This window comes from Sodalis sp. RH21 (assembly GCF_047324175.1).
Lineage (GTDB): Bacteria > Pseudomonadota > Gammaproteobacteria > Enterobacterales > Enterobacteriaceae > Acerihabitans.
Window position 1 is genome coordinate 5931640 of the sequence record NZ_CP178732.1, and the last position, 17534, is coordinate 5949173.

Here is a 17534-nt window from a genome sequence, read left to right on the forward strand (position 1 = left end):
AATAGGTTCCTGCAAAAGTTATAATTCACATGGTGAGCATTAAGCTTTGCGCTCGGAATTGGCTGTATGCGTTTCTTCCATTCCGTCTTCGATGACATCCGAGGGAAGATAGGGGCTAATCAGCGCGCGATACGCGTACGCGCCCAGGCAGCCGCCTATGATCGGAGCAATCAACGGCACCAGGAAGTAGGGGATATCTCGTCCGCCGGTGAATGCCACCTTGCCCCAACCGGCAAAATAAGCAAATACCTTCGGCCCCAAGTCGCGGGCGGGGTTAAGGGCAAAACCGGTCAACGGCCCCATTGACGCGCCAATCACCGCGATCAGTATGCCGATCAGCAACGGCGCCAGCGGGCCGCGGGGAATACCGTTGCCGTCATCGGTCAGGGCCAGGATCAGGCACAGCAGAATGGCGGTGATCACCATTTCCACAAAGAAGGCCTGGACGACCGTGATATGGGCATTGGGATAGGTTGAGAATATTCCGGCCAGTTGGAGGCTTTCAACGCTGCCGCGCACCATATGGTTAGCCTGTTCAAAATCGAAAAACAGGTTGTAATACAGGGCGTACACCAGGGCGGCGGCGCAAAAGGCCCCCAGCATCTGCGAGATAATATAAGGCAACACCTTGCGGCGTTCGAAATTAGCGAACAGCCATAGGGCGATGGACACGGCGGGGCTGAGATGGGCGCCTGATACGGCAGCAGTCAGGTAAACCGCCATGGCGACGCCCAAACCCCAAATAATACTGATTTCCCACTGGCCGAAGCTTGCGCCGGCCAGCTTGAGCGCGGCGACGCAGCCGCAGCCGAAGAAAATCAGCAGACCGGTTCCAAGAAACTCGGCAATACATTGGCCTTTTAACGTTGGTATTCTTTGTTGGCTCATAATCTTTTCCTGGTAGCGAAAAGGTGAGGTAACCACCTATCGAACGTCTGGTCACCGAATCAACTCTAACCTAAAAAATAATGTAGGCATGTTGTAAATTTATCGTTAACGAGCAGAAACGAGAAATATCGAAATCAAAATGTGTGCAGTACGTCATAAAAATGAGCGAATACGCTTATTTTAGAGCAAGAAAAACCCTCAGTCTGTGCTCTGGCTATCATGCCTTTTAACAAAAAATGTTAATCCGCGGGAGGCGGAAAGGGGCGAAAAGAAAACTTTACTCTGCCGGCGGGCTTCATAGCGTACAATACTCATCTCAATCGGCTATTTGGACGATTGCGGCTGGACACCTGGGCTAGGGCTACTTAAAATCCCCTCTTCAGGCTGGTACCCGAGACATTTTGCTTCGCGCCCGCCGGGTGCGGACGATTTGACGTTTTAACAGGTTACACCCAGGGGTGTAGCGCAAATTCACGATTACACCTTGTAGGCTTAAGGGGGCTGAAATGGCTTTTGAAGTATTTGAAAAATTAGAGGCGAAGGTACAGCAAGCGATTGATACCATCACGCTTTTGCAAATGGAAATCGAAGAACTGAAAGACAAGAACAACGGCCTGGCTCAGGAATTACAGCAGGCATCCAGTAACCGCGAATCGCTGGTTAACGAAAATGAACAGTTGAAACAGGAACAGGGCGTGTGGCAAGAGCGTTTACGCGCATTGCTCAGCAAGATGGAAGAAGTGTAGTAGCCGCATGACGCTAACAAAAAAGGGCGATGCCAGATCGCCCTTTTGGCATCGGTGACGGATTACTCTATGTCGAGCGGGTCTTCCGACAGGATGATGCCGGTATTATCGGCGTACAGATGGTCGCCGGAGAAGAACGTTACCCCGCCGAAGTTGACCCGGATATCGCTTTCGCCAATACCTTCGCTCGCGGCGCCTGCCGGCGTGGCGGCCATGGCCTGAATGCCCAGATCCAACTCTTCGAGATCGTCCACCTGGCGCACGGCGCCGTAGACCACGATCCCTTCCCACTCATTTTGCACCGCCAAATTGCCCAGCTCGGCATTAATCAGCGCCCGCCTGACCGAACCGCCGCCGTCCACTACCAGGACGCGGCCAAGCCCGTTCTCTTCGAGCACGTCATAAAGCAAACCATTATCCTCGAAGCATTTCACGGTAATGATCTGCCCGCCAAACGATGTCCTCCCGCCAAAATTGCTGAAGAGAGGTTCAACAACATTCACGTCTTCATGATAAATGTCGCACAGTTCTGAGGTATCGTATTTCATAGGATTTACGTCGGTTTGCCGCTGGAGCCCAAAGTATATCGCGTTCTCGCGCCAGTTGCCAAAACCATCAATTGTTAACTTGATGGACGTCAGAAAAACGCACGCGGCGTATCAACTACACAGCAGGCCGACGGCAAACAGGATATTAATCAGGAGCGCGCATTTTACGGTTTTTTCCAGCATCGGCCGGATACCCAGCGGGTTGGTTTCGTGCAATACGAAACGCGCCTGCATATACAGCGCCGGCACCGCCAGCACGAATAACCAGCCGACCAGGTTGCGCAGTTCAAGCAGGGTGAAAATCGCCAGGCACATTACCGCGCCCGAAAGTAATGCCGCATGATAATAACGCGCCCATTGCGGCCCAAGCCTGACGGCCAGGGTATTTTTACCGTTCTGGCGATCGGTTTCGATATCACGCAGATTATTGATATTGAGCACCGCCGCCGCCAATAATCCGCAGGCGGTGGCCGGCAGCATCACCATGGCGTGGAAGGTGCCGGTTTGCAGGTAGTAACTGCCGCCGACGCTGAGCCAGCCAAAGAATACCAATACCGACAGATCCCCGAGTCCCATATAGCCATAAGGACGGGTGCCCATGGTGTAGGTGATGGCGGCAATAATGGACAGCACGCCCAATACCAGGAAACCCAGGATATCGGCGGGTTTTTCACAGGCAACGGCAATCAGCGCCGCGCCGGACAGCAGCGCCAGCCCCATGGCCAGTATCAGCGCGAACTTCATCTGCTCGCGGGAAATAACGCCCAGCTGCATGCCGCGCATCGGCCCGATGCGGCCGCGTTCGTCGCTGCCCTTGACGGAATCGCCATAGTCATTGGCCAGGTTGGACAGGATCTGCAACAGGGCGGCGGTTAACAGTGCCAGCAGCGCGACGCCGGGTTTGAAGTGTCCTTGCCAACCGGCTATCGCCGAACCGGTGACAATGGAAGCCAGCGCAAGCGGCAAGGTGCGCAGGCGCAGACTGACCATCCAGGCTTTGGCCGGACTGATGGTGACGGTTTCACTCATAATTAACGAATCTTTTGTTTAATACCCGGTTTAGGCAAAAAAATGAGAGGCCGGAGCCTCCCATTTCGGATGTCGTTTATCCACCTGTTAATGATTACAGGATAAATCGGCTCAAATCTTCATCGGATACTAACTCATCCAGATGGCTACGAACATAATCTGCATCAATTGAAATAGTTTTACCATCCCATTCGCTGGCATCATAGGAAATATCTTCCATCAAACGCTCCAGCACCGTATGCAGCCGGCGGGCGCCGATATTCTCGGTACGTTCGTTCACCTGCCAGGCGGCCTCGGCGATGCGGCGGATACCGTCGGCGGTGAATTCGATGCTTACCCCTTCGGTGGCCATCAGCGCTTTATACTGAATGGTCAGGGAAGCGCTGGGCTCGGTAAGGATACGCTCGAAGTCATCGGTGGTCAGGGCTTCCAGCTCCACGCGAATCGGCAACCGTCCCTGTAATTCCGGAATCAAATCGGAAGGTTTGGATACCTGGAACGCGCCCGAAGCGATAAACAAAATATGATCGGTCTTCACCATGCCGTGTTTAGTGGACACGGTACAACCTTCAACCAGCGGCAGCAGATCGCGTTGCACCCCTTCGCGGGATACGTCCGGGCCGGACGTCTCGCCGCGCTTACAGATTTTGTCGATCTCATCGATAAACACGATGCCGTGCTGCTCAACGGCTTCGATGGCCTGTTCTTTCAGCTCTTCCGGATTCACCAGCTTGGCGGCTTCTTCCTCGACCAGCAGCTTTAAGGCTTCTTTAATCTTGATTTTACGCGGCTTCTGCTTTTGTCCGGCCAGATTTTTGAACATCGATTGCAACTGGTTGGTCATTTCTTCCATGCCGGGAGGCGCCATGATCTCTACGCCCATCGGTGCGGCGGCCAAATTGATCTCGATTTCTTTGTCGTCCAACTGGCCTTCACGCAGCTTTTTGCGGAAGTTCTGGCGCGCGGCGGACGGCTCGGCGGCTTCCTCAGGCTGGCCCCAGTTGTTTTTCGCCGGTGGGATCAGCACGTCCAGCACGCGCTCTTCGGCCAATTCTTCGGCGCGCTGGCGGTTTTTATCCATGGATTGCAGACGCACCATTTTTACCGCCGCATCGGTCAGATCGCGGATAATGGAGTCTACTTCCTTGCCCACATAACCCACTTCGGTAAATTTGGTGGCTTCGACTTTGATAAACGGCGCATTGGCCAGTTTTGCCAGGCGGCGGGCGATTTCCGTTTTACCCACGCCGGTCGGCCCAATCATAAGGATATTTTTGGGCGTTACTTCGTGGCGCAGCGCCTCGTCGAGCTGCATGCGGCGCCAGCGGTTACGTAGCGCGATGGCGACGGCGCGCTTGGCGTTGTGCTGGCCAATAATATAGCCGTCGAGTTCGCTGACGATTTCGCGTGGAGTCATTTCAGACATATTAAGGGATCCTTACGCTTTGGGCGTTAATTCTTCGATAGTATGGAACTGGTTGGTATAAATGCAGATATCTCCCGCGATTCCCAACGCTTTCTCGACAATCTCCCGCGCACCCAGTTCGGTATTTTCAAGCAGTGCCCGCGCCGCGGCCTGGGCGTAAGGGCCGCCGGAACCGATAGCAATCAGATCGTTTTCCGGCTGGATAACATCGCCGTTGCCGGTAATAATGAGCGAGGCGGTCTCGTCCGCCACGGCCAGTAAGGCTTCCAGCCTGCGCAGCATCCGGTCGGTTCGCCAATCCTTGGCTAATTCAACGGCGGCTTTGGTCAAATGCCCTTGATGCATCTCTAACTTACGTTCAAATAATTCAAACAGCGTAAAAGCATCGGCGGTGCCGCCGGCAAATCCCGCAATAACCTTATCCTGATACAGGCGGCGGACTTTGCGCACATTGCCCTTCATCACGGTATTACCCAGAGTGGCTTGGCCATCGCCGCCAATTACCACATGGCCATTGCGGCGTACGCTTACGATTGTTGTCACGAGCAACCCTCCGGAAAGATAGAATAAAGCGCCCCATAACAAGTATGGGGCATATTGAATTTATAAATGGGGCGGGATTAGGGTTTTTCAACCCCCGGTGGCGATAGGGATACAATTTGATACCCCCGAACCTTTTAAACTCTGTAGTGATTTATCGGCGCCGGCGCGGGTGGGGTAGGGTCCCAGCATGACGCGATTCCAGCCGCCGCTGGTGGTTATACGGCTTTCTATGCCGCCAAAAGCCAATTGGGCGCGAATGGATTCCGCTTGATCCATGGCTTTAAACGATCCGCACTGTATTAACCAACGTTGCGCTTTTTCCTTCGGTTCTTTATCCGCTTTTGGCTCGGTTTTGGGTTCCGCGCGTACTTCCGCCTTCGGCTGCGGGGAAGGTTGCACGGCGGTGACCGGGGCCTGGTGCGCAGGCTGTGGCGCGGCCGGAGCCTGGCGCGGCGCCGGCTGTACCGCTGGTGCTTGCCGAGGCTGCTGCGGCGCCGAAAACACCTGGCGCGGCGGTTGTTGGGCCGCTGGCGCCTGACGGGGTTGCTGAGCCTCTACCGGCGCGGAGAACACCTGACGCGGCTGCGCCTGGGTTGCCGCGGCCGCGGGCGCCTGATGCTGCTGCGGCGCGTTTTGCGGTAATGGCTGGTTCTGCTGGCGCGCATGGTTCGCCGCGGAGGTTTTCACCTGATCGTTATAAGGCACTTCATTGAGATGGGTCGGCTGCTGACGCATATCCGCCTGCATCTGCTCCAGGAGTTGGCGCTGTTCGTCGGTTAACTGGGCCGGGGTCTGCACTTCGCCGCCGGCGGTGGGCTCAGTAGGCGTTTGCACCCCGATCTGACGATTCTCCAGCTCTTTGATATAGCGCCAGCGTTCTTCCGGTTTGGGCGGCAGGCCGTTGCTGGTGTGATTGCCATGGCTTGGCAGAATAACCGCTTCTTCAGCTTTATTGTGGGCAATAAAATAGAGACCGCCGATAAACGTAATCAATACGGCCGCCGCCAATGCGATCATGGTCTTAGATATGCCGGAAGAGGTGCGTTTTTTTCGACTGTTGGTTTTTTTGCGCCGAGTGTTTGTCTTTCCACGGCCTACATAGTCTCTTTGTGCCACTATCGTTTCGCTAAGTTTGAGAAAGTAACCAGCCCGTCATGTTACTGAAGGCAATAATATTTGACTAGCGCCTGTAATCCTAAAGCGCGTTAGGTTTTTATGCGGGGCATGGCGGTACTGCCCCGGACGATCAGTTTACTGTCCAACAGCAACGAGGCGTTCCCTACCGCCTGTTGCCTGACTTGCTGCAATAGTAACAGCAGCGCTTCACGTCCGAGTTGATAACTTGGCTGCGCCACGGTAGTCAACGGTGGGTCGCAAAAGGTCGCGAACGCAATATCATCAAAGCCGACCAAAGACAAATCCGCCGGCACGCTCAAGCCGTTCTTCTTCGCCTGGGATAACGCGCCAAACGCTATGATATCGTTGTGACAAAAGATAGCAGTTGGCGGATAGGTTCGCGAAATTAATGCATTAAGCCCCGCGGCACCCGTCTGAAAGTTCACCTCGCCCCGAAATACCATATGGCCGTCGGAGGGGATTCCATGGCGACTCAGCGCCTGAATATACCCCTGAAGGCGATATTGGCAAAGCGTCAGATGCTCTGGACCGCTAATACAGCCAATGCGCCGGTGGCCAAGGCTGAACAGGTAATCCACCGCTTCATAGGCCGCGGTGAGGTTGTCGATATGTACCGTCGGTAACTGGAGTTCGGGCACAAATTCATTAACCATCACTATCGGCGGCAAATTTTGCTGTTCCGCTTTATCTATCCCGAATGGGGGCTCGGCCCCGAGCAGCAACATACCATCGATCTGCCTGGCGATGATCAAATCACTAAAGCTTTTTTTATGGGGGCGCTGGTGGGCGCAGTCGACCATCAATATCCAATAGCCCTGCTCATCAGCGGTTTCTTCTATTCCCCGCAGCATTTCGGCAAAAAAAGGATCGCAAATATCCGGCACCACCACAAGCAGGTTGCGGGTTTCATTACGTTTTAGCAGGCGGCCCATGGGTTGCGGGGAGTAGCCGACGGCGTCGACGGCAAGCTGGACTTTTTTTTGCGTCAGGGCCGAAACCTTTTCCGGCGTCATCAGCGCACGGGAAACGGTGGCGGTCGAAACCCCGGCTTTGTCCGCCACGTCTTTCATGGTCGCCATACCGGCAGCTTTTTTTGGTTCCACATCATTCTCCTGGTGTCGGGGCAAGACTGACAAAATCGCGCGTTTTCCCTTTTCCGTGGCGCAGGCCACCGATGCGACGCTGTTGCCGGCGGGCATATTTCGCGGCCGGCATCTCAGTTATAGGGGATAAACGTTATATGAATCCGCCATCACCGAACCTGTTCTTTTTATCAGATTGTGAAACACTTTCGCGTTATAAAAGGCCGATCCGGACAAAGTTTGAATAATATTCGAACGTCTCCCGCAAACAGCAGGCAATGCGCACCATGATTTAGATATCCGTGGGATCGACATCCAGCGACCATTTCACTTTGCGCGCCTGGGTCAACGTACCCACCAGCGGCAGGCTGGCCGCGACCAGGCGCTGTAATTGCCCGCGGGATGGATGCTGCAATAATAATTGCCAGCGGAATCGTCCGCTGCGTTTGGGTTGCAGCGCCGGGATTGGCCCCATCAACCACGTCGTGTCGTCGCGCAGCGGGCTGGCGTCAAGTAACTGGCGTAAACGCTCCAGAAATTGCATGGCCTGCTGGTTGTCATGATCCTCGGCGCGAAACAGAATATGGCTGGTGAACGGCGGCAACGAGACGGCCAGCCGTTCGGCGAGGGCCTGCTGCGCAAAAGCCATGTACCCCTCATGCAGCAAAATTTGCAATAGGGGATGATCCGGATGATGGGTTTGCAAAAATACTTCGCCCTGTTTGCCGGCGCGGCCCGCCCGACCGGAGACCTGCGTATACAGCTGCGCGAATCGTTCCGCGGAGCGGAAATCGGCGGAAAACAGCGCTCCGTCCACATCAAGCAGCGAGACCAGCGTCACGTCGGGGAAATGATGCCCTTTCGCCAGCATCTGCGTGCCGATTAAAATCCGGGCGCCGCCTTTATGCACTTGGGCCAGGTGATGCTCCAGCGCGCCTTTTCTTGCGGTGGTATCGCGATCGATGCGGGTGATGGGCGTGGCGGGAAATAGCGCCGTCAGCGTCTCTTCAAGTTGTTCCGTCCCCTGGCCTACGGGCACCAGTTGGGTCGAGCCGCATTGGGGACACTGATGGGGTATCGGCCTTTGGCTGTCGCAGTGGTGGCAGCGCATCTGCCGCTGCTGCTGGTGGATGGTGTAATAATGATCGCAGCGCGGGCACTCGGCAATCCAGCCGCATTCATGGCACAGCAGGGCGGGCGCGAATCCGCGCCGGTTAAGGAACAGCATGACCTGATTGCCGGCATCGAGATGAGTGCGCATCTTGTGCAGCAGGGGCTGGGACATGCCGTTGGTCAGCGCCAGGCCCTTAAGATCCTGCAACTGCTGTGTCGGGGGGCGGGCGTTGCCGGCGCGTTTGCCAAGCGTCAGGTTGCGATATTTTTTTTGCTGCACGTTATAGAGGCTTTCCAGCGCGGGCGTCGCCGACCCCAGAATTATCGGGATATTTTCTTCACGCGCGCGAAATACCGCCAGATCGCGGGCATGGTAGCGCCAGCCCTCGTGCTGCTTATACGAACTGTCATGCTCTTCGTCGATAACGATAACGCCCAGCCGGGCAAAGGGGGTAAACAATGCCGAGCGGGTGCCGATAACAATGGCGGTTTCACCGCTGCGCGCTTTGAGCCAGACCGCCATCCGTTCGCTATCGTTAAGTGCGGAATGCAGCACCTCCACCGGCGCGTGGAAGCGTTCGCGAAAGCGGGCGATAGTCTGCGGGGTCAGGCCGATTTCGGGCACCAGAATGAGTGCCTGCTTCCCTTTGGCCAGAATATTTTCCAGAACCGTCAAATAAACTTCCGTTTTACCTGAACCCGTTACCCCGGCCAGTAGCCAGACGGCGAACTGCTCATCTTCGCTGCGGATTGCGCCTACGGCGGTGGCCTGTTCAGTGTTTAACCGTAACCTTTCACCCTCGACCCGGTAACTTTCCCGCCAGTCAATGCCGACCGGCCGGCTGGCGCGTAAATCACATAGCCCTTTGGCGCGCAGGGCCTGTAAAGCGCTTTCGGCCAGGTCTTGTTCCGCGACCTGGTGGCGATAAACCGGGCCCTGCTGCAAGGCGGCCAATGCCTGTTGCTGCTTGGGCGCGCGTTTAAGGGTATCAAGCAGCGTGGCGCGCCCTTGTTCGGTGGCAAACCATGACCATAACGGGGCCATTTCGGCGGCCTTGCCCTGGCGGATTAATACCGGCAGCGCATGAAACAGCACTTCACCGACCGGGTAATGGTAATACCCGATAGCCCAGTTCAAAATACGCCACAGGCTATCCGGAAACAGCGAGCGTTCGTCGATAACGTCTTTTACCGTCTTGAGTTTATCCGGCGACAATTCGCTTTGGGCGCTGATGCCGGTGACGATGCCGATGGCATGGCGTTGACCGAACGGAACGCGTACGCGCCCGCCGACGGCGGGGCGCATGTGCTCGGGCAACAGGTAGTCGAACGTGCGTGCCAATGGCACCGGTAACGCAACGTGAACAACAGGCATCGGGGCATCCAGAGTGAAAAAATTGCGCTGATAGTGTACACTGTGTGGTTCTCAATGCACGGATGTGTTTGCAAATGTCGGCGGCATTCTGTATGATTCGCCGCCTTTGATGTCATCCGGCATTAGAGAAACTCAACTCCATTCGCGTGGTGTCCGGCGGAAGAAGACTGGATAGCGACGCGGCCTTACGCAGAGGTTTTCCATGAAAAAAGATATCCATCCGAAATACGTAGAAATTACTGCAACCTGTTCTTGCGGTAACATCATCAAGACCCATTCTACTCTGGGCCACGACCTGACCCTGGACGTTTGCGGCGCATGTCACCCGTTCTATACCGGTAAACAGCGTGTTGCTGACACCGGCGGACGTGTTGATCGCTTCAACAAGCGTTTCAGCATTCCGGGTGCCAAAAAATAATTGTCATGCCGAAGAAACAACGGGCGCCGTGAGTGCCTGTTGTTATTTAAAGCTATTTGAAGCTATTTGATAAAGCCCTGGCCAAAAACCGGGGTTTTGTTTTTTATCAAGCATCTTTCCCCAGTAGAAATAGCAACGGCAACGCCAATATTGGTATTATTCCTTAATCATCGTTTGATAAAATCAACATACCCTCTAAACAACGTCCCCATACAATGATAAAGCCAGCGACAGCAACAGCGGACAGCTTAAGGCCGGGCGCGGCTATTCATCCCCGGCTATTGGTGCAGCGCATAACCTGCTTAGAAATTAATTCTTAAATAATTATATCCAATACATTAAAAAAGGCTTTTATTTTTCCCATGGATATAATAATTAACGCTGACAGTACCGGGCGTTTTTTATTAAAAAGTAGTTTCCCATAATGATCTATTTCTTTATATTAACGGTTGAGCCGGCGGCGTTCTCTATTTTTATTTAAGTGTCACTATGAATGATAACTGCATGAATATATTCAGGCTCAATTAGGTATCAAGCTGTGCCTTACGCGCCCATAACGCGGCGCCGGGGTTCGCCATAGGGGGATACGCGGATCGGACATACAGGCTTTTCAGCTTTATTCGCAATAACAGGATATTTTAATGACCCGGCAAATTCAAATCCACTACCCGATCGGGCGTGGCGCCATGCGGCATGACGGCAGCCCCACCCACTCCACCGCGCCCCGGTCCGCCTATGCAGCGGCGCATACCCGGCCAAAAAGGTATCGGGTCGAGGAAAAAAATGGACTTGCCGCTTATGCCGATAAAACGCTGAAAAAACGCGTCGGCGTTTTGCCCTACGATGCCCGCATTAGCTGGTCAGCCAATAAAAACCAATTTTCCATCACCCGCCGGGGACGGCTCTATGGCTGCGTGACATTAATGGACGACATCAAGGGGTCGGACGCCATGGTTAGGGGGCGCAGCGTCTGGGTGCTGGCCGACAGGAATAATCTGAAACAGGAAGACGCTAAGTTGGAACAGCCGCCGGCAGGTTGACCGCGCCCGTTGATTTGGACCAGCCATAAACCGCTATGCCGAACCGCAATGCCCGGCTGACTCGTCGTGAGCGGTCCCGTTTTGACTGCCACGCAGCCCGCATGTCCGCTGAATCATCCTGATGGTTTGCTTATGGCCGCTAAGCCTTGCGTAATATAACGCCGTGCGATGGTAATTATCCGTAGCGTCAATATCCATGGCCGGCATACCCAGCAACTGCTCAACCGTCCCGGTAAACCCATTTATCGCCGCGCAATGCAGTGCGGTCCAGCCATCTGCCTCACGGGCGTTAATATCGATTCCCGGCATGGCCAGAAGCTGGCCTACCAACCGATCATGCCCCTTGATGGCGGCAAAATGCAGCGCAATCCAGCCTTCTTGCTGGGCGGCATTGACATTTATGCCGGGCAACTGCAGCAGTCGCAGCGCAATTGCCCAATGTTCACCGGTAATAGCGCAAAGCAGCGGGGTCCAACCCTCGCCATCAGCGATATTACAGGCGAGATCCGGCCGGTCCAACAAATAATTGGCCATGCCGATGTGACCCTCTTTTATGGCATAAATCAAGGGGGTCCGGTGATGGGGACCCACCGCGTTAACGTTAATCCCGGGTATTTGCAGCAGCAGGTTTGCCGCTTTCGCCCCCCGGCTCAGGGCGGCTAAATGCAAGGCCGTTTGTCCGGTGGCATCAACGATATTGACATCGATGCCGGTCGCGACGAGTAACCGCCTGATCATGGGCATAAATTCGTCTGAAACCGCATAGTGCAGGGGCGGGCTCCCCCATCTATCCAGCGCGTTAACATCGATGCCCGGTGTCCCCAGCAATTTTTCCAACGCCGGTGTGCGACCGGAACAAACGGCATAGTGCAAGGGGGAGGAGCCATCGCGATCGCGGGCATTCAGATCAAGCCCCTGCGCCGTGAGTATTATTTCGAGCATATCCATTTGGCCGTTCAAGGCGGCGTAGTGCAAGGCCGTCATGCCGGCGTGGTCGGGCGCGTTGGGGTCAATGACCGGGATCTCCAGCAATCGCCTTAGTATCGCCTTATGGCCCCCCTGGATTGCGCAATGCATAACGTTCGACCCGTTGGCATTTTGCGCGGCGACATCAAGCGCGGATTCGCTGAGAAGGCGGCTCAATATCTGCGCCTGGCCATGAATAACGGCATAATGCAGCGCGCAAAAACCATAGCGATCGGCGGCATTGATATTGACGCCGGGCAGCTTAAGCAGTTTGTCGACTACGGCCACATGTTTATATCTGACGGCTACAATTAACAGCGTCCGACCACTTTTGGGATCGATAAGCTGGTTCAGTTCCCCAAGGCGATCGCGGCAAAAATGGAAAATCTGCCGATTACCCAAGCGGATTTGCCGAAAAATTTGTTGCCGGACCTGTGCGCCATCGCGTCGTTTAAACACATAACGCGCTTGCTGCCCGGCGACAGCGCCCAATGATTCAACCGCCATCAGCTCGGCTAAATCCAGATGAGCGAAAATGTTGGCGAACATTTCCGCCGGCAGGGATAATAAACCCCTAGGCGAGGGCGACGCCGGGCCGCGCCCATCCGGGGGGCGACGGCCTTTGGCGGCGTTCGCGGTTACCATGGCCGGGGATAATGGGCAATTACTCGCCGATTTCAGGCGTTGATGCGCATGAAATAATGGAGGCGCGGGCAGATATGAGTGTCCGGGTTTGCACAGTGAAGTCATGAAGCCATGGAGAGAGGGGGAGAATAGTGGGTTCATCGCAAAAGCCTGCCAGGGGTAATGGCTGTTCATGATAGCCGCAGGGAAACGGCGATGACCATACTTTCCCCTCAAAAACGCCGTTTAAATAGTGTTTAACGGCATAACCGCTGCCAATGGCAGCAGCGCGGGCCGTGATAACTTCCCGTTCGCGCCACTTCCATTTTCGTCGGTTTTTAGTATTCCCAGGTTTCCGGATCGATGCCCATTTCGCGCATCATCTCCTTGGCCACTTCAGGAATTTCATCGCTGCGTTCTTTACGCAGATCGTTATCATCAGGTAGCGGCTGACCGGTAAAAGCATGCAAGAACGCTTCGCAAAGCAGCTCGCTGTTAGTGGCATGGCGCAAATTATTGACCTGCCGCCGGGTTCGTTCGTCGGTAAGGATCTTCAGAACCTTCAGCGGAATGGATACCGTAATTTTTTTTACCTGCTCACTTTTTTTACCATGTTCAGCATAAGGGCTGACATATTCGCCTTTCCATTCCGCCATGGGATACCTTAATGTTCTCATTAAATGAATATAATATGCTAAAAACGAGCTGATTATGCCGTAACTGCATCTTTCCCACTACTTAATGCCCGCGTATTTTGCGATTTATAAACTTTTCGTATCGCTCCGCTCTCGACCCGGCCGTTCGGTAGGGGTAAAAGTGGATTAGATTTTAACACCTAAAACCCTCATAATTTTAGCTGTTATTAATGCATTGCTCAATCTATACGCAAAGAAGTTTAGATGTCCAGATGTATTGACGTCTATCTCTGGGCGGTTTACTCTTTCACCTCCACTCTTCAGCAACAGTCAGGATGCGAGTACATGACGCGCAAGCAGGCCACCATTGCAGTTCGCAGCGGGTTGAATAATGATGAACAGTTCGGCTGCGTCGTTCCCCCGATTACGCTTTCCAGCACCTATAATTTTACCGATTTTAATCAGCCACGGGCCCATGATTATTCCCGGCGCGGTAATCCGACCCGCGATGTTGTGCAGCGCGCGCTGGCGGAATTGGAAGGCGGCGCGGGGGCGGTCATGACCAGCAGCGGCATGTCGGCGATTCATTTGGTCTGCACCGTCTTTTTGCAACCCGGCGATCTGCTGGTGGCCCCCCATGATTGTTACGGCGGCAGCTATCGCCTATTCGATAGCTTGAGTAAACGCGGCGCGTACCGGGTCAAGTTCGTTGACCAGGGCGATGACGCGGCGTTACGGGCGGCGCTGGACGAAAATCCCAAACTGGTACTGATTGAAACGCCCAGCAATCCGCTACTGCGGGTGGTGGATATCGCCGCGATTTGCCAGGCGGCCCATCAAAAAGGCGCTATTTGCGTGGTGGATAATACGTTTATGAGCCCGGCGTTACAGCAGCCGCTGCTATTGGGCGCCGATTTGGTGGTGCATTCCTGTACCAAATATCTCAATGGCCATTCAGATGTGGTCGCCGGCACGGTAATTGCCAAAGATGACGCCCTGGCCACGGAGCTCGCGTGGTGGGCCAATAATATCGGCGTAACCGGCTCGGCGTTCGATAGCTATCTGTTATTACGCGGCATTCGCACGCTTGCGCCGCGTATCCGGCAGCAGCAAAGCAATGCCGGGGACATTGTGACGTATTTACAGCAACAACCCCTGGTGAAAAAGCTGTATTATCCTGGCCTGCCGGAAAACCCCGGCCATGACATTGCCTGCCGCCAGCAAAAGGGGTTCGGCGCCATGCTGAGCTTCGAACTAAACGGGGATGAATCCGTGCTGCGCCGTTTTCTCGCCAGCCTGGAGCTGTTTACCCTGGCCGAATCCCTGGGCGGTGTAGAAAGCCTGATATCTCACGCCGCCACCATGACCCATGCGGGCATGGCGCCTGAAGCGCGCGCCGCCGCGGGCATCTCCGAGACGTTATTACGGCTATCGGTGGGTATCGAGGACAGTGAAGATTTAATTGCCGATCTGGAACAGGCTTTCCAGGCGGCGGTGAAGAGGTAAGTATGAGTTCTCTTGGAGCAACGGTACGCTTGACCGGCAGGCAACTGCATAAATTTGGCGGCAGCAGCTTGGCCGATGTGAAGTGCTACCAACGGGTAGCCGGCATCATGGCCGAATATAGCCATCCCGGCGATCTCATGGTGGTTTCCGCTGCGGGCACCACAACCAACCAGCTTATCAGCTGGCTGAAGCTTAGTCAGACCGATCGTCTTTCCGCGCATCAGGTCCAGCAGACTTTACGCCGTTATCAGCATCAATTGTTCTGCGGCTTGTTATCGCCCGAATTGGCGGAGCAAATGATGGCGGAGTTTGTGGCGGATCTGGAACGGCTGGCGGTGCTGCTGGACGGTCAAATCACCGATGCCGTATATGCCGAAGTGGTGGGCCATGGCGAAATCTGGTCGGCGCGGTTAATGGCGGCGGTGCTCAACCGGCAGGATATCGACGCGATCTGGCTGGATGCCCGCGATTTCCTGCGGGCGGAACACGCAGCCCAACCCCAGGTAGATGAAGGCCGCTCCTGGCCGTTATTACAGCAACTATTAACCCAATATCCCAATAAGCGCCTGGTGGTTACCGGTTTTATTTGCCGTAACCAGGCGGGGGAAACCGTATTGCTGGGGCGTAACGGCAGCGATTATTCCGCTACCCAAATCGGCGCATTGGCCGGCGTGGCGCGCGTGACCATATGGAGTGACGTGGCCGGGGTCTACAGCGCCGATCCGCGTAAAGTGAAAGATGCCTGTTTGTTGCCCCTGCTGCGGCTGGATGAAGCCAGCGAGCTGGCGCGCCTGGCCGCGCCGGTATTGCATACCCGCACGTTGCAACCGGTGTCCGGCAGCAACATTGATTTATTGTTGCGCTGCAGCTATCAGCCCGAGCAGGGTTCGACCCGGATTGAAAGGGTGCTGGCGTCGGGAACCGGGGCGAAAATCGTCACCAGCCACGATGACGTCTGCCTGATCGAACTTACCGTGGCGGCGCAGCATGATTTCAACCTCGCGCAAAAAGAACTCGAACTGGCGTTAAAGCGCGCGCAGATCAAACCCTTGGCCGTGGGCGCCCATCGGGATCGGCGGCTGCTGCAACTGTGCTATACCTCCGAGGTGGTCAACAGTGTCTTCCAGATCCTGCAACAGGCGGATCTGCCGGGGCAATTGCACTTGCGTGAGGGCTTGGTGCTGGTCGCGATGGTCGGCGCGGGCGTGGCGAAAAATCCGCTGCACTGCCACCGTTTTTACCAGCAATTGAAGTATCAGCCGGTCGAATTTTTCTGGCAAGCGGAAGACGGCATCAGCCTGGTGGCGGTGTTGCGGGTCGGCCCCACCGAACATGTGGTGCAGGGATTACACACATCGCTGTTCCGGGCTGAAAAACGTATCGGCCTGATTTTATTTGGCAAGGGCAATATCGGGTCGCGCTGGCTGGAGCTCTTTGCCCGGGAACAAGAGAGCCTCTCGGCGCGCACCGGTTTTGAATTTATTCTGAGCGGCGTGGTTGACAGTCGCCGCAGCCTGCTCAGCTACGAGGGACTAAACGCCAGCCGGGCGCTGGCCTTCTTTGGGGACGAGGCCATCGAGCAGGAGCCGGAAGACCTGTTTTTGTGGATGCGCGCGCATCCCTATGACGATTTAGTGGTACTGGACGTTACCGCCAGCGAGACCCTGGCCGACCAGTATCTGGATTTTGCCAGCTATGGTTTTCATGTGATCAGCGCCAACAAGCTGGCGGGGGCCTCCGGCGGCGACAACTACCGGCAAATCCGCGATGCTTTCGCCAAAACCGGCCGCCATTGGTTATATAACGCCACCGTGGGGGCCGGACTGCCGGTAAACCATACGGTGCGCGATTTGCGCGATAGCGGTGATAGCATTCTGTCCATCAGCGGCATTTTTTCCGGCACGCTGTCATGGCTGTTTTTACAGTTCGACGGCACGGTTCCCTTTACCGAACTGGTGGAGCAGGCCTGGCAGCAGGGACTCACCGAACCCGATCCCCGCGTGGATTTATCGGGGCAGGATGTGATGCGTAAATTAGTGATCCTGGCGCGGGAAGCGGGCTATGAAATCGAACCGAACCAGGTGCGGGTGGAGTCGCTGGTTTCGCCGGACAGCGTGCTGGGATCGGTGGATCAATTCTTCGAAGACGGCGAGGCGCTGAATCAACAAATGGTGCAGCGCCTGGAAGCGGCCAATGAAATGGGGCTGGTGTTGCGCTACGTCGCGCGGTTCGACGCGAACGGTAAAGCGCGGGTCGGCGTCGAGGCCGTCAGGCAGGAGCATCCGCTCGCATCCTTGTTGCCATGCGATAATGTTTTTGCCATCGAAAGCCGTTGGTACCGTGATAATCCGCTGGTGATACGCGGCCCGGGTGCGGGAAGGGACGTTACCGCCGGTGCGATACAATCCGACTTGAACCGACTGGCACAATTGTTGTAATACTCCAGGGTATATCCGCG

15 protein-coding genes are annotated in these 17534 nt (G+C 55.3%); 5 read left to right on the forward strand and 10 right to left on the reverse strand.

Annotation, left to right across the window (positions count from 1 at the left end; genetic code table 11):
* Positions 1-39 precede the first annotated feature (39 nt).
* Positions 40-888 carry an MIP/aquaporin family protein gene (locus ACL2XP_RS27425; RefSeq protein WP_413736568.1) on the reverse strand — a complete coding sequence of 283 codons (849 nt, stop codon included), beginning with the start codon at positions 886-888 and terminating at the stop codon, positions 40-42.
* Between the two features lie 506 nt (positions 889-1394).
* Between ACL2XP_RS27425 and zapB the strand changes: the two genes are divergently transcribed.
* A complete protein-coding gene (gene zapB, locus ACL2XP_RS27430; protein ID WP_413736569.1) occupies positions 1395-1634 on the forward strand; it encodes a cell division protein ZapB in 240 nt (79 codons plus the stop codon).
* A gap of 62 nt (positions 1635-1696) precedes the next feature.
* Here zapB and rraA read toward each other — a convergent pair whose 3' ends face one another.
* The 7 genes from rraA to priA all read right to left on the reverse strand — a co-directional run bounded on the left by rraA (position 1697) and on the right by priA (position 9887).
* Positions 1697-2182 carry a ribonuclease E activity regulator RraA gene (gene rraA / locus ACL2XP_RS27435; protein WP_413736570.1) on the reverse strand — a complete coding sequence of 162 codons (486 nt, stop codon included), beginning with the start codon at positions 2180-2182 and terminating at the stop codon, positions 1697-1699.
* Positions 2183-2293: 111 nt separating this feature from the next.
* Positions 2294-3211, reverse strand: coding sequence for a 1,4-dihydroxy-2-naphthoate polyprenyltransferase (locus ACL2XP_RS27440; RefSeq protein WP_413736571.1), 918 nt, complete (start codon positions 3209-3211; stop codon positions 2294-2296).
* A 94-nt stretch (positions 3212-3305) separates the two neighbouring features.
* On the reverse strand, positions 3306-4637 hold the full coding sequence (hslU, locus tag ACL2XP_RS27445; RefSeq protein WP_413736572.1) for an HslU--HslV peptidase ATPase subunit: 1332 nt from the start codon (positions 4635-4637) through the stop codon (positions 3306-3308).
* 12 nt (positions 4638-4649) lie between these two features.
* The gene (hslV, locus tag ACL2XP_RS27450) at positions 4650-5180 is read right to left on the reverse strand and encodes an ATP-dependent protease subunit HslV (RefSeq protein WP_413736573.1); all 531 of its coding nucleotides are present in this window, start codon (positions 5178-5180) and stop codon (positions 4650-4652) included.
* 87 nt (positions 5181-5267) lie between these two features.
* Positions 5268-6296: a cell division protein FtsN gene (gene ftsN / locus ACL2XP_RS27455; protein WP_413736574.1), complete on the reverse strand. Its 1029-nt coding sequence runs from the start codon at positions 6294-6296 to the stop codon at positions 5268-5270.
* A gap of 89 nt (positions 6297-6385) precedes the next feature.
* Positions 6386-7420 (reverse strand): DNA-binding transcriptional regulator CytR, encoded by a 1035-nt coding sequence (gene cytR / locus ACL2XP_RS27460; protein ID WP_413736575.1) that lies wholly within the window; start codon positions 7418-7420, stop codon positions 6386-6388.
* Positions 7421-7691: 271 nt separating this feature from the next.
* Positions 7692-9887 carry a primosomal protein N' gene (gene priA / locus ACL2XP_RS27465; RefSeq protein WP_413736576.1) on the reverse strand — a complete coding sequence of 732 codons (2196 nt, stop codon included), beginning with the start codon at positions 9885-9887 and terminating at the stop codon, positions 7692-7694.
* Positions 9888-10089: 202 nt separating this feature from the next.
* Here priA and rpmE point away from each other — a divergent pair, with 202 nt between their 5' ends.
* On the forward strand, positions 10090-10305 hold the full coding sequence (gene rpmE, locus ACL2XP_RS27470) for a 50S ribosomal protein L31 (RefSeq protein ID WP_413736577.1): 216 nt from the start codon (positions 10090-10092) through the stop codon (positions 10303-10305).
* Between the two features lie 641 nt (positions 10306-10946).
* Positions 10947-11345, forward strand: a complete 399-nt coding sequence (locus ACL2XP_RS27475) for a hypothetical protein (RefSeq protein WP_413736578.1) — start codon at positions 10947-10949, stop codon at positions 11343-11345.
* 33 nt (positions 11346-11378) lie between these two features.
* Here ACL2XP_RS27475 and ACL2XP_RS27480 read toward each other — a convergent pair whose 3' ends face one another.
* Entirely contained in the window at positions 11379-12860 is a 1482-nt protein-coding gene (locus ACL2XP_RS27480; protein WP_413736579.1) for an ankyrin repeat domain-containing protein, read from the reverse strand.
* Between the two features lie 413 nt (positions 12861-13273).
* Positions 13274-13591, reverse strand: a complete 318-nt coding sequence (metJ, locus tag ACL2XP_RS27485; protein ID WP_413736580.1) for a met regulon transcriptional regulator MetJ — start codon at positions 13589-13591, stop codon at positions 13274-13276.
* A 324-nt stretch (positions 13592-13915) separates the two neighbouring features.
* Between metJ and metB the strand changes: the two genes are divergently transcribed.
* Together metB and ACL2XP_RS27495 are read left to right on the forward strand one after the other, a co-directional pair.
* Positions 13916-15076: a cystathionine gamma-synthase gene (gene metB, locus ACL2XP_RS27490; protein ID WP_413739311.1), complete on the forward strand. Its 1161-nt coding sequence runs from the start codon at positions 13916-13918 to the stop codon at positions 15074-15076.
* A 2-nt stretch (positions 15077-15078) separates the two neighbouring features.
* Complete coding sequence (locus ACL2XP_RS27495; RefSeq protein WP_413736581.1) at positions 15079-17514, forward strand: bifunctional aspartate kinase/homoserine dehydrogenase II; 2436 nt, start codon at positions 15079-15081, stop codon at positions 17512-17514.
* The last annotated feature ends 20 nt before the right edge of the window (positions 17515-17534 follow it).

What these genes read in the sequence shown, in the direction of transcription:
- ACL2XP_RS27425 (WP_413736568.1), bottom strand. Translation starts at nt 888, where the DNA reads ATGAGCCAACAAAGAATACCAACGTTAAAAGGCCAATGTATTGCCGAG.
- zapB (WP_413736569.1), top strand. Translation starts at nt 1,395, where the DNA reads ATGGCTTTTGAAGTATTTGAAAAATTAGAGGCGAAGGTACAGCAAGCG.
- rraA (WP_413736570.1), bottom strand. Translation starts at nt 2,182, where the DNA reads ATGAAATACGATACCTCAGAACTGTGCGACATTTATCATGAAGACGTG.
- ACL2XP_RS27440 (WP_413736571.1), bottom strand. Translation starts at nt 3,211, where the DNA reads ATGAGTGAAACCGTCACCATCAGTCCGGCCAAAGCCTGGATGGTCAGT.
- hslU (WP_413736572.1), bottom strand. Translation starts at nt 4,637, where the DNA reads ATGTCTGAAATGACTCCACGCGAAATCGTCAGCGAACTCGACGGCTAT.
- priA (WP_413736576.1), bottom strand. Translation starts at nt 9,887, where the DNA reads ATGCCTGTTGTTCACGTTGCGTTACCGGTGCCATTGGCACGCACGTTC.
- rpmE (WP_413736577.1), top strand. Translation starts at nt 10,090, where the DNA reads ATGAAAAAAGATATCCATCCGAAATACGTAGAAATTACTGCAACCTGT.
- ACL2XP_RS27475 (WP_413736578.1), top strand. Translation starts at nt 10,947, where the DNA reads ATGACCCGGCAAATTCAAATCCACTACCCGATCGGGCGTGGCGCCATG.
- ACL2XP_RS27480 (WP_413736579.1), bottom strand. Translation starts at nt 12,860, where the DNA reads ATGTTCGCCAACATTTTCGCTCATCTGGATTTAGCCGAGCTGATGGCG.
- metJ (WP_413736580.1), bottom strand. Translation starts at nt 13,591, where the DNA reads ATGGCGGAATGGAAAGGCGAATATGTCAGCCCTTATGCTGAACATGGT.
- metB (WP_413739311.1), top strand. Translation starts at nt 13,916, where the DNA reads ATGACGCGCAAGCAGGCCACCATTGCAGTTCGCAGCGGGTTGAATAAT.
- ACL2XP_RS27495 (WP_413736581.1), top strand. Translation starts at nt 15,079, where the DNA reads ATGAGTTCTCTTGGAGCAACGGTACGCTTGACCGGCAGGCAACTGCAT.